Below are 11723 nucleotides of genomic sequence, written 5' to 3'. Positions count from 1 at the left end.
CACCCGGACAGCCTGGCGACACCACGCCGTCCGAGCCAGCATCCGGACGGCGCGTCACGTCACGACAGGGCAAACGTTGCCTGATGCGGCACTAGGAGGCCTGCAGCCACAAGCACGGTCTTTCCCCTACTCATGTGCTCGTCTCCTGCCGATGTCCGCCGTCAACTTGGCCAGATGCTGTCCCCAACCGCACACTAACGGCACGCCGGGTTGCCATCACCGCCCGCCCGGGTCCGGAGCCGGGGCGCTTGCGGGAGGGCGTGGCACCCAGACTGTCAGCTTGGGAATTTAACCAAAGGCAGGCTGGCGTGGCGATTTGCCTGGTCGGCATGGTCTCTGGTGGCCTGGTTCGACTTGGCGTCGCACCGACTTGTGGCCCGTGGATGGCCCGACGCGCTGCCTTCTTCAGCTGCGCCGCTGGCGCAGTCCGTAGAACCGAAAAGCCGATTCAAGCTGCTGTTCAACTGTGCCGATCTCCTTGGCGTCGGCCGGAGCGAACAGATCGACCTCCTCCAGCGCACCACCGGTCGTCCCGGAGGCTAGGACGTACCCGAAGCGGCCGTTGCTGAACTGCCTCAGCAGGCCTGAAGGCCAGACATCCGGCCTTGCTCCTTGGCAGCAAAGATTGAACCCGTCGACTTCCAATCGTCGCCTGATGCCAAGGAGACAGACCAGCAAATCCAAGCCCTCTTCCTCCAAGACGAGATCGCCGCTGGTGAGGACGACCCGCGCTGGTGCAGCGTCATAGATAGCAACGGTCGACTTCGCCGTTCTGCCCGCCCCATCCACGATGTTCAGCTCTAGCAGCTCATCCGGCGACACGGCATCCACTGGACCAGCCTACGGTCTAAAAGCGGATCTCCTCGTCGGGCAGTCGCCAGACCGTCCAGCCTCCCCGGACGGGGACCAGGTGGAGCGCCCTACCGGACGAACGACCTGGTCCCCGTCCGGGGAGGCTGGTAGCCCTTGTGGTGCCCGACGAGGTGATCTGCGGCGGCATTCTGAGGAGGGCCGGGGTTCGGGGCGGAGCCCGAGGTCTTCAAGAACTTGTCGTCCGTCAGCGTGGCCGGCCGGAGGTCGCCAGCAGGCCGGGGCCGGGCCGGCGCGGCCCGCTTGCGGGCCGCCTTGATCCAAGAGAGAACGTCTCGGCAATCCTGAGACTTGAACCCTGAACCCCTCTGGTGGCCTGTAGATCATCCCAGACCGGACAGATCGGCGTCCTGACGTGGGGTGGCGTCTCTCGTTCCTTACACCGGTCAACAGCTCTCGGCGTAGTTGTGCCCGGCTTTTGCCCGATGATCTCACTAGTGCATCGCTCGCCGTCCAGGTGCAGTTTGACCCCAGCGTGAGGGAGGATGCGGGTACAGCTGCGCCGACGTAGGCCGAGCGCACAGCCATCCAGTGTGGAGCGACCGCCGGCTAGGAGCGCGCGGGCCTGCGCGTCCTGATCCAGGAACCCGACCTCCGTCGCGAGGAGCTGGCTGAGATGACCGAACTGGCTACCCAGGCGGCCGGCCCGGTGGACGCCGAGGATCCGTTCAGCTCGACGGATCTGAACCACCTGGGCATGCGCAGCTGGCAGATGCCGGTCATGCTGCGCCAGCCCGGCGCCGTTGCCAAGCCGGCGATGAACGTGATCCGGCTGCGGAGCGAGGAGGACTTGCAAGCGGCTGAGCGCACCGTGATCGCCGCTTTCGAGCTGGCCAGGTTCGAGCCCTATCGGGGCGGTGAGATGTTCCCTACGGCCTTGATTCACCAACCAGGTATCGACGTGGTCATCGCTAGCCTGGATGGCGAGATCGCTGGGGCGTGCGTCACCGTCGTGGAAGGTGGGTCTGGCAGCCACTACTGGATCGAAACCTCGCCGGCGTTCCGTTCCCGTGGTGTGGGGCGTGCGGTCATGCTCGGGTCCCTAGCTCCGATGGCAGACCTGCCGGTCACACTGACCGCTTCTCGGCTGGGCAGGCCGCTGTACGAGTCCCTGGGCTTCGCTGCCACCACGGCTTCGACCTAGTGGTCTTCCCGATAGACCGTCGGTCCGTGGCTCGCCGGTCTGGTCGCCGACCACACCTCCACCGCGGCCACTCGGGTGGACCGCAGTCCTGTGCGCCGCCGCAGCGTTGAGCGCCCTCGTCGGGCAACTCGGTAGTTGTCAAGTCAAACTGAGACGGGTTGTGCCTGCTGGACGGGCTGGTTGATCCAGGCGGCCTCGGACAGTGGGTGGTCGTGGACGGCGGGTGAACCGGTGTGGGTGCGCGGCGTAGGCCGCGTCGGGGCGCATCGCCCCAGGCCGCTTTCACCTGACTCAGCGCACCGCGTATGCCCGGATCAAGGTCTGCTCAGCCGCGTTGCCGCTGTCGTCCTGCGCCGAGACCTTCTCCCGCGGCGTGTGGACCCGTAGGCCGTCGTTGAGCGAGCGCAAGATCTGGGTGACGTCGGGGAAGTAGTTGTGGCTCCAGCGGACTCCGGCGAGCGCGCCGGGCACGTCGCCCGCCGAGTACCACTCCTCGCGCTGGTGCGGCGCGGAAAACCAGTCCACGACGTGAACGAGATCCGACGGCGTGCTCGGATACCCCGCCCCGGCCGTCGTCGAAAGCGGCCTGACGACGGCCGGATGGGGCGGGGCTACTTGAGCTGGCCGGCGGTCAGGCCCGACTGGATCTGCCTCTGGAAGAGGATGTACACGACCAGCACCGGCAGCGTGGCGATGGTCAGGCCCGCGAAGAGACCGCTGTAGTCACCCTGGTAGCCCTGGCTGACCGCCAGTGCGGTGAGCCCCTGCGCAAGCACCCACTTGGAGTCGTCGCCCTGCATCAGCACCTGGGGCAGGATGAACTGGTTCCAGTGACTGAGGAAGTTGAAGATCGCGATGCTGATCAGTCCCGGTCGCGCCATTGGCAGCATCACCCGGAAGAAGAGCCGGAAGTGACCGCACCCGTCGATGAGCGCCGCCTCCGCGACCGCGGTCGGCAGGGTCCGGAAGAAGGCGGTGAGGAAGAAGACGGTGAACGGCAGCGAGTAGGCGGCGTACACCAGCATCAGCCCGGTCCAGGTGCCGAAGAGACCGGCGTTGCGCACCACGAAGAACAGCGGCACGAGGGCCAGGAAGACGGGGAACATCATCCCGCCGACGAACAGGTAGTAGAGGAACTGCCGGCCCCGGAACTCGTAACGGGCGAAGACGTACGCCGCCGTGGCGCCCATCAGCATGGTCAGGGTGAGCGATCCGGTCACCACGATCGCGCTGTTCAGGAAGTACTGGCCGATGTGCGCCTCGGTCCAGGCACGCGCCCAGTTCTCGAACCGCAGCGCACCGGGCAGCCCCCACGGGTCGGAGAGGATCTCCCCGTCGCTCTTGAACGAGCTGAGGAACATCCAGAGCAGTGGCAGCACGGTCAACGCGCCCCAGAGCAGCAGGAACCAGTGCGAGAAGATGTTGGCGACGCCGACGTCGCGGCGGAGCTTCCGGTCCCGCGGCGCCGGCCGGTTCGCTGCGGCCGTGCCGTCGGGCGCGGTCCTGTCGAGGGTTGTCACGAGTACTCGATCCGATCACGCCGGGCGGCCCGCAGCGCCAGCGCCGCCACCGAGAGGGTCAGGAAGAACAGCACCACGCCGATCGCCGAGGCATAGCCGAACTTGCTCTCGCTGCCGAACGCGGTCTCGTACATCCGCAGGCCGATGACGTCGGAGGAGAAGTTGGGGCCGCCGTTGGTCATCTGCTGGATCAGGATGAACCCGTCCAGGGCCGCGATCGCGAGGTAGATCCAGGCGACCTGCACGGTGTCCCAGAGCAGCGGGATGGTGATCTTGCGCAGGGTGGTCCACCGCGACGCCCCGTCGAGCATCACCGCCTCGTAGATGTCGCGCGGAATCGCCGACATCGCCGCGCCGAAGAGCACCACGTAGAAGCCGACGTTGCTCCAGACCATCACCGCCAGCACGCACCAGAAGGCGAACCGGGGATCACCCAGCCAGGCCGGCGTGGGCAGGCCGACGGCACCGAGGGCACCGTTGAGCAGGCCGCTGTTGGGGTGGTAGACCTCTTTCCACAGCAGGGCGATGATGACCACGGAGAGCACCTGCGGGAAGAAGTAGACCATCCGGTACACGGACGTGCCGCGTACGCCGGTCACCCCCGCCCGGCCCTTGCGACCGCCCATGCTGAGCATCGTGGCGAAGAAGAGGCCGAGCACGATGGTCACCACCGGCACCACCGCGAGCAGCCACGCGTTGTTCTTGAGGGCACTCCACACCCGGTCGTCGTCCAGCAGCCTCTCGAAGTTGGCCAGGCCGACGGAGTTGGCCTCGGCCGAGTAGCCGAGCCAGTCGGTGGTCGAGATCTGGAAGGCCTGCAGGTACGGCGAGAGCACGAAGATGCCGTAGAGCAGCAGCGGCGGCACCAGGAACGTGACGATCAGCGGGTACTTGCCATGTTTCACGAGAAAGGACCTACTCCCACAGCCGTGGGCCGGTGGGGACGGCGCGGACCCGTCCCCACCGGCCGGATGTCACGCGGCCCGCTTGTACTTCTTGATCGAGCTGTCCTGGGCGATCGAGTCGGCGCCCTTCTGGCACAGGTCGAGGAACTCGGCCGGGCCGATCCGACCGCTGAAGAACTCGCCGCACGCGGCGTCGACGAGCTCACGCTCCAGCTTCCGGTAGTAGTTGTTGTAGACCCAGTTGAAGCCGTTGCTGCCGGAGGCCTCCAGCGCCTTGCTCACGGTGCTGAGGCCGAACGGCAGCTCGATGCCTTCGGTCGACCCGGCCACCACGGTCAGGCTGGAGACCTTCCTGGTGAAGTCCTGGGCACCCTTCTTCGACAGCATGATGCGGAAGTACTCCAGGCCGCCGGCGAGGTGCTTCGCCTTGGCCGGGACCATGAACGGCTCGCCGGCGGTGCCGCGAATCGCCTCGAACGGCAGCTTGTCGCCGCTGCCCAGGCTGGGCGTCGGCTGGATCGTCATGTTGAAGCCCTCAGGGGTGACCTTCTTCTGCTCGCTCTCCAGCCAGGAGCCGCAGGAGATGAAGGCGGCCTTGCCCTGGCACCACGCGGTCTGCGACTGCACGTGGTCGAGGCCCGGCGAGCCGGCGAGGACGAAGCCGTCCTTGACGATCTGGTGCCACGCGTCCGCCGCGGCCTTCATCGCGTCGGACTTCCACGCGTTGGGCTCCAGGTTGTCGATCGCCGTGGCGACGGACGCCCCGCCGAACTTGATGGCCGTGGCGATCAGCGGCCAGCTCATGTAACGGGGGTGCTTGCCCGCGTACGTCCACGGCGCGATGCCGGCCGCCTTGATCTTCTTGCACAGCGCGATGTGCTCGTCCCAGGTCTTGGCGTACTCCCAGCCCCGGTCGGCGAAGAGCTTGGTGGAGTGCCAGATGCCGTAGGCGGTGTAGGTGTAGTTCATCACCATGAACTTGCCGTCGTACGAGCCGACCTCGACGGCGCCCGGCAGCAGCGTGTCCTTGACCGTCTTGCCGGGGATGTCGAGGCTCGGGGCGGTGAGCAGCTCGCCCAGGTCGGCGATGGCGTTCTGGGAGACCAGGCCGTTGAAGTCGATCTGGTCCTTGCCGGAGTTGTTGACCACGTCGGGCGGGGTGCCGTCGACGAAGCGCGGCTGGAGCGTCTTGCCGATCTCCTGCGTCGCCGAGTGGTTGATCTTCGCCTTCGGGTACTTCTCGGTGTACATGGCCTCGTGGGCCTTCGCGTACTCCTCGCCGAAGCCGCCGTTGAAGATCACCACCTCCAGGGGCGCGTCCTCCTTGACCCCGAGCGGGTTCTGCTCGCTCTTGGTGCCCTTGTAGGTGCCGGCGTCGCCCTTGTCGTCGCCACCGCCGGTGGCGCAGCCGGCGAGCAGGCCGGCGGCAGGGGTGGCCAGCAGGCCGGCGGCGGCGCTGCGCCGCAGGATGTCACGCCTGTTCATGGTCTCTCCTCGGATCGGGTCCGGGCGGGCGCCGGATGGGGGAAGGCGCCGCCGCACGAGGCCAGGGGGAAGTTGTCTTCAGTTTGTTACGTGTTGCTGAAGAATTTCTACGGCAGTAACCGGCGGACTTCAAGACCGCAGACCGAACCGTTATCACCACCGGCCGGTTCGCGCCTGGCATACCCTCGGAGCCATGCGCCGTCTGCGGCAACTCGCCGCGCGCACGCCGGCTGGTCGGGAACGCTACGTCGACCTGCTCCGGGCGCTAGCGATCGTCATGGTCGTACTCGGCCACTGGGCGGTGGCCGCCATCGGCGAGGACCCTACCGGCCGACCGACGGCCCGCTCGGCGCTGCCCGACCTGCCCTGGGCGTACCCGCTGACCTGGGTGGCCCAGGTGATGCCGGTGTTCTTCCTGGTCGGCGGCTACGCCAACGCCGCCTCGCTGACCGCCCGCCGGGCCGCCGGCGGTGACGCCGTCTCCTGGCTGCTGGGCCGGGGCGCGCGGCTGCTGCGCCCCACCACCGCCCTGCTGCTGGTGATCGCCGCCGGCTCCGCCGTCGCGTCGCTGGTCGGCGTGGAGGCGACGCTGGTGCGTACCGTCGCCTGGTTCGCCACCATCCCGCTGTGGTTCCTCGCGGCCTACCTGCTGGTGGTGCCGCTGACCCCGGCGATGTACGCCCTGCACCGGCGCTTCGGCCTGCTCGTCCCGCTCGCGCTGGCCGTGCTGGTCGCCGCTGGCGACCTGGGGCGCGCGCTGGGGCCGGCCGAGCTGGCGCTGCCGAACTACGTCTTCGGGTGGCTGGCCGTCCACCAGCTCGGCTTCGCGTGGCGCGACGCCCGCGCCGAGCCGCCCGCCCGCCCCGACACACCCACCGGCCCCGGCGCGCCCACGCGGCGCGGCGTCCTGACCCACCGGCTGCCGCTGTCGCGGCGGGCCGGCGGCACGGCGCTGCTCGGCGGTCTGGCCGCGACGGTGCTGCTGACCGTCGGGCCGTACCCGGTCAGCATGCTCAACGTGCCCGGCGAGCGGCTGGACAACGCCGCGCCGCCCAGCCTCGCGCTGCTGACCCTGACCACGGCCCAGCTCGGACTGATCCTGCTGCTGCGCGACCCGGCGGAACGCTGGCTGCGCCGCTCCCGTCCCTGGCAGGCGGTGATCGCGGTGAACGCGGTCGTGCTCACCGTCTTCCTCTGGCACCTGACGGCCGCGATCCTGCTGGTCGGCGCGCTGGACGCGGCCGGGGAACTGCCGACCCCGCCCGTCGGCTCGGCCGCCTGGCTGGCCTGGCGGGTGCCCTGGGTGCTGATGCTGACCGTGGTGCTGGCCGCCCTGGTCGCCGTCTTCGGCCCCGTCGAGGCCCGCACCGGCCCGACCGGCCGTGGCCGGGACCGCCGGCGGGCCGACGGCGGCGGGGCCCCCGCCCAGGGCCCCGAGCCGACCGGCCGGCCGCACGACGCCGGTCAGCCGCGCGACGCCGGTCAGCCGCACGACGCCGGTCAGCCCGCCGGTCCGGGGTGGCGAGGCACCGCCCGCGCCGCGGTCACCGCCGCCGGTTTCGCCGCCGTGGTGTACGCCCTGGCCGTCAACGCCGAGACGCCGAAGTCGGCCCCCGAGCCGCTGGGGGTGCCGGCCTCGGCGCTGGCGGCCTACCTGGCCGGGGCCGGCGCCCTGCGGCTGCTCAGGTCTGGGTGGGGAAGCCGAGGTTGACCCCGCCGTGGCGCGGGTCCAGCCAGCGGCTGGTCACCACCTTGCCCCGGGTGAAGAAGCGCACCCCGTCCTCGCCGTGCGCGTGCAGGTCACCGAAGAGCGAGGACTTCCAGCCGCCGAAGGAGTAGTACGCCATCGGCACCGGGATCGGCACGTTGATGCCGACCATGCCGACCTCCACCTCGTGCTGGTAGCGCCGCGCCGCGCCGCCGTCGTTGGTGAAGATCGCCGTGCCGTTGCCGTACGGGTTGGCGTTGACCAGGTCCACCGCCTCGTCGTACGAGCCGACCCGCACGACGCTGAGCACCGGGCCGAAGATCTCGTCGGTGTAGATCGACATGTCCGGGGTGACCCGGTCGAACAGCGTCGGGCCCAGCCAGAACCCGTCGGCGTCGCCGTCGGGCTCGACGTCGCGGCCGTCCACCACCGGCACCGCGCCGGCGGCCACCCCGGCCGCGACGTACGAGCGGACCTTCTCGGCGTGTGCGGCGGTGACCAGCGGGCCCATGTCGCAGCCGCGCCGGCCGTCGCCGGTGCGCAGCCGGGCCATCCGCTCGGCGATCCGGGCGACCAGGGCGTCGCCGACCGGCTCCACCACGACCAGCGCCGAGATCGCCATGCACCGCTCCCCCGCCGAGCCGAACCCGGCGTTGACCGCCGCGTCGGCGGCCAGGTCCAGGTCGGCGTCCGGCAGCACCACCATGTGGTTCTTCGCGCCGCCGAGGGCCTGCACCCGCTTGCCGGCGGCGCTGCCGCGCTGGTGGACGTACCGGGCGACCGGGGTGGACCCGACGAACGACACCGCCTTCACGCCCGGGTGGTCCAGCAGCGCGTCGACGGCCTCGGCGTCCCCGTTGACCACGTTCAGCACCCCGTCGGGCAGGCCGGCCTCGGCGAACCACTCGGCCAGCAGCAGCGCCGCGCTCGGGTCCTTCTCGCTCGGCTTGAGCACCACCGCGTTGCCGCAGGCCACCGCCACCGGCACGAACCACAGCGGCACCATGACCGGGAAGTTGAACGGGGAGATCACGGCGACCACGCCGAGCGGCTGGCGCAGGCTGTACGAGTCGACCTCCGTGGAGACGTTCTCGCTGAACCCGCCGCGCAGCGCCGAGGGAATGCCGCAGGCGTACTCGATCACCTCCAGGCCGCGCTGCACCTCGCCGGCGGCGTCCGCGAGCACCTTGCCGTGCTCGGCGGTGATCACCTCCGCCAGCCGGTCGCGACGGGCGTTGACCAGCTCGCGGAAGGCGAAGAGCACCGCCGTCCGCCGGGCCAGCGACGCGTCCCGCCAGGCCCGGGCCGCGCGCTCGGCGGCCTCCACCGCGACCGCGACGTCCGCCGCCGAGGCCAGCGCCACCTGACCGGTACGCCGGCCGGTGGCCGGGTCGAAGACGTCCCCGTGCCGGGCCGACGTGCCGCCGAACCGCTTGCCGTCGACGAAGTGCGACACCGTGGCCAGGTCCGTGGTGGTCGCCCGGTCCATGCCGGACCCGCCGTTCGCCGCGCTCACGCCTGGACCTCCGCCGCGGCGCAGGAGCGGATGGCGTCGACAATGACGGCCAGGCCCTCCCGTGCCTCGTCCTCGGTCAGCGTCAGCGGCGGGCCCATCCGCAGCACGTTGCCGTACAGGCCGCCCTTGCCGACCAGCAGCCCACCCGCCCTGCACGCCTCGAGGACGCGGACGGCCAGCGCCGGGTCCGGCTCCGCGGTGCCCGGGCGGACGAACTCGACGCCGAGCATCAGCCCCTTGCCGCGTACCTCGGCGACGCAGTCGAGACCGCCCACGGCGGCCCGCAGGCCGTCGGCGAGGATCGCGCCCGTGCGGGCCGCGTTGGCCTGCAGATCGTGGTCGAGCAGGTAGTCCAGCACCGCGTTGCCGGCTGCGGTGGAGACGGGGTTCCCGCCGAACGTGCAGAAGCTGATCGCCGGCACGGACTCCAGCACCTCGGCCCGGCCGACGACACCGGCCAGGGCGAAGCCGTTGCCGATGCCCTTGGCGAAGGTGAGCAGGTCCGGGGTGACGCCGTGCGCCTGGTAGCCCCAGAAGTGCTCGCCGGTGCGCCCCCAGCCGGTCTGCACCTCGTCGGAGACGAACAGGATGCCGTGCTCGTCGAGCACCTTCTTCCAGGCGGCGAAGAGCCCGTCCGGCGGGTGCACGAAGCCGCCGACGCCCTGGATCGGCTCGGCGATCAGGCAGGCCACGTCGCCGGTGGTCTGGGTGGCGAGCACCTCGCGCAGGTCCTCCACCGCCGCGTCGACCCGCTGCGACTCGTCGAGCCGGGCGAGCAGGCCGCGCAGCCGCTCCCCCGAGTGCAGCCAGGCCACCTGGAGCGGGTTGAGCGCGCTGGCCGACCAGCCGCGGTTGCCGGTCACGCCCATCGTCGCGTACGACCGGCCGTGGTAGCTGTTGCGCACCGCGAGGATCTGCGCGGAGCGGCGGTGGTTGGTGGCGAACAGCAGCGCCGCCTCGTTCGCCTCGGTGCCGGAGTTGGCGAAGAACACCCGCGCGTCCGGGATGCCGGAGAGCCGCGCGACCTTCTCGGCCAACTCGACCTGCTGCCGGATGAGGTAGAGCGTGGAGCTGTGCACGATGCCGGTGCGGATCTGCCGCTCGACCGCCTCCCGGATCTCCGGGATGTCGTAACCGACCATCGAGGTGAGCACGCCGCCGAAGAAGTCCAGGTAGGTGCGGCCCCGGGCGTCGGTGACCCGGCGGCCCGAGCCGGAGACCAGCTCGATCGGCTCGTCGTAGTAGAGCGGCATCCAGGACGGGAGCACGGCCCGGTGCCGGGCCAGCAGATCGTCGGCGGTCATCGTCGCACCCTCTCAGCGGCGTTGGCGGTAACCCGCACGCTCTCATCACCGGGCGGCAGGGACAACTGTCACTGTGTAGCGCAGCGGCGGTCCCCGCCTGACAGCGCGTCAACCCGGGTGCTGCGGTTTCCGGGGCCGGGACGGTCCGGCACCCGGTTTTCGGTGGCCTGTGTGGGCTCACACGACTCATTCCGCATCCGGTAAGCGTGGTCCACGATGACGCGCGTCCCTACCGGCTCCGGCGCCCGGCCGCCGGTACGATCCGGCGGTGCGGATCGGGGAGGTGGCGCTGCCCACCGGTGCGGCGGGCACCGGCGCCGAAGAGATCACGGCCGGCGTACGGGCCTGGGTGGACTCGGCGCCGCTGCGCGCCCTGGTCGGGCACTTCGGCGGCGACTGGCCGGGCGGGGACCTGGCGGCCGTGCTGGCCGGCCTCGACGAGTTCTCCGCCCGGCACTGGGACTTCCGGGGCGGCCGGGAACGCCCCGACGCCCGGGAACCCGCCTTCGACCCGGCCACCGCCGGCCTGGTGCTCGGCGCCGCCGCCGCGCTCGGCCTGGTCCACCCGGTGCCGCCGGCCCGGTCCGAGTACGCCCACCTGGTGGTGCTGGGCGGGCTGTCGGACGCCTGTCAGCGCCGGGTCGCGTACGCGGCGCACCTGCTGCGCGCCGGCACCCGGGTCGCCGGCGAGGTGGCCGTGCTGGGCAGCTTCCGCCCGCTGTCCGAGGTGGAGTGCGCGGGGCTGGCGGCGGCCGGCGTCCCGCCCTGCGACACCGAGGTGGAGGCCCTGGACGCGGCGGTGCGGCGCGAGTTCGGGGTGGCCGCCCCGGCCGAGGAGGACGGTCACGACGGGGACCATCCACACCACTCCTGGTCGTCCCGGACCTACCGGCCCGCGGGCGGCCCGCCGGTCCGGGTGCTCGCCGCCCCGTCCAGCGATCCCGCGCGGCGGCGGGCGCACACCGCCGACACCCAGCGGTTCTGGGCGGAACACGTCCACCTGCGCACCGGCGACCCGGTGCTCATGGTGACCGCACCGATCTACGTGCCGTTCCAGCACTGCGACGCGCTGCGCACCCTCGCCGTGCCGTACGGCTGCGGGATCGAGACCGTCGGCGTCGACCCGACCCTGCCCGACCTGGCCGGGCTGCCCGAGCCCGCTCTCACCCCGGGCCGCTACCTCCAGGAGATCCGCTCGGCGATCCGGTCGATGCGCGCCCTGCACGCCGCCCTCGTCCCGGCCTGACCGACCGTCGGGTGCCGCGACGGGG

At 70.9% G+C, this 11723-nt stretch carries 10 protein-coding genes; 3 read left to right on the top strand and 7 right to left on the bottom strand.

What is annotated here, in order from left to right:
* Positions 1 to 405 precede the first annotated feature (405 nt).
* Positions 406 to 831, bottom strand: coding sequence for a hypothetical protein (locus ACGF5C_RS30075; RefSeq protein WP_393307054.1), 426 nt, complete (start codon positions 829 to 831; stop codon positions 406 to 408).
* Positions 832 to 1486: 655 nt separating this feature from the next.
* Here ACGF5C_RS30075 and ACGF5C_RS30070 point away from each other — a divergent pair.
* Positions 1487 to 2014, top strand: a complete 528-nt coding sequence (locus ACGF5C_RS30070; RefSeq protein WP_393307052.1) for a GNAT family N-acetyltransferase — start codon at positions 1487 to 1489, stop codon at positions 2012 to 2014.
* Between the two features lie 291 nt (positions 2015 to 2305).
* On the opposite strand, the gene ACGF5C_RS30065 is transcribed toward ACGF5C_RS30070, so the two are convergent.
* The 4 genes from ACGF5C_RS30065 to ngcE all read right to left on the bottom strand — a co-directional run bounded on the left by ACGF5C_RS30065 (position 2306) and on the right by ngcE (position 5924).
* Positions 2306 to 2539, bottom strand: coding sequence for a hypothetical protein (locus ACGF5C_RS30065; RefSeq protein WP_393307050.1), 234 nt, complete (start codon positions 2537 to 2539; stop codon positions 2306 to 2308).
* Between the two features lie 86 nt (positions 2540 to 2625).
* The gene (locus ACGF5C_RS30060; protein ID WP_393307048.1) at positions 2626 to 3534 is read right to left on the bottom strand and encodes a carbohydrate ABC transporter permease; all 909 of its coding nucleotides are present in this window, start codon (positions 3532 to 3534) and stop codon (positions 2626 to 2628) included.
* Entirely contained in the window at positions 3531 to 4439 is a 909-nt protein-coding gene (locus ACGF5C_RS30055; RefSeq protein WP_393307046.1) for a carbohydrate ABC transporter permease, read from the bottom strand. The genes ACGF5C_RS30060 and ACGF5C_RS30055 overlap by 4 nt, the downstream gene beginning before the upstream one ends.
* 69 nt (positions 4440 to 4508) lie before the next feature.
* Entirely contained in the window at positions 4509 to 5924 is a 1416-nt protein-coding gene (gene ngcE, locus ACGF5C_RS30050) for an N-acetylglucosamine/diacetylchitobiose ABC transporter substrate-binding protein (RefSeq protein WP_393307044.1), read from the bottom strand.
* Positions 5925 to 6117: 193 nt separating this feature from the next.
* Here ngcE and ACGF5C_RS30045 point away from each other — a divergent pair, with 193 nt between their 5' ends.
* Complete coding sequence (locus ACGF5C_RS30045) at positions 6118 to 7635, top strand: acyltransferase (RefSeq protein ID WP_393307042.1); 1518 nt, start codon at positions 6118 to 6120, stop codon at positions 7633 to 7635.
* Here the strand turns inward: ACGF5C_RS30045 and ACGF5C_RS30040 are convergent.
* Positions 7607 to 9121, bottom strand: a complete 1515-nt coding sequence (locus tag ACGF5C_RS30040; protein WP_393307060.1) for a CoA-acylating methylmalonate-semialdehyde dehydrogenase — start codon at positions 9119 to 9121, stop codon at positions 7607 to 7609. The genes ACGF5C_RS30045 and ACGF5C_RS30040 overlap by 29 nt on opposite strands.
* 23 nt (positions 9122 to 9144) lie before the next feature.
* Positions 9145 to 10452, bottom strand: coding sequence for an aspartate aminotransferase family protein (locus ACGF5C_RS30035; RefSeq protein WP_393307040.1), 1308 nt, complete (start codon positions 10450 to 10452; stop codon positions 9145 to 9147).
* Between the two features lie 268 nt (positions 10453 to 10720).
* Between ACGF5C_RS30035 and ACGF5C_RS30030 the strand changes: the two genes are divergently transcribed.
* On the top strand, positions 10721 to 11698 hold the full coding sequence (locus ACGF5C_RS30030; RefSeq protein WP_393307038.1) for a hypothetical protein: 978 nt from the start codon (positions 10721 to 10723) through the stop codon (positions 11696 to 11698).
* Positions 11699 to 11723 lie beyond the last annotated feature (25 nt).

It is taken from the genome of Micromonospora sp. NPDC047620 (assembly GCF_043205005.1).
Classification (GTDB): Bacteria; Actinomycetota; Actinomycetes; order Mycobacteriales; family Micromonosporaceae; genus Micromonospora.
The sequence above is the reverse complement of the archived record's forward strand: the minus strand, read 5'-3'. Positions and strand labels throughout refer to the sequence as shown.

Coding starts and splice junctions, on each gene's coding strand:
- ACGF5C_RS30045 (WP_393307042.1), top strand. CDS start 6,118: ATGCGCCGTCTGCGGCAACTCGCCGCGCGCACGCCGGCTGGTCGGGAA.
- ACGF5C_RS30040 (WP_393307060.1), bottom strand. CDS start 9,121: ATGGACCGGGCGACCACCACGGACCTGGCCACGGTGTCGCACTTCGTC.
- ACGF5C_RS30035 (WP_393307040.1), bottom strand. CDS start 10,452: ATGACCGCCGACGATCTGCTGGCCCGGCACCGGGCCGTGCTCCCGTCC.
- ngcE (WP_393307044.1), bottom strand. CDS start 5,924: ATGAACAGGCGTGACATCCTGCGGCGCAGCGCCGCCGCCGGCCTGCTG.
- ACGF5C_RS30070 (WP_393307052.1), top strand. CDS start 1,487: ATGACCGAACTGGCTACCCAGGCGGCCGGCCCGGTGGACGCCGAGGAT.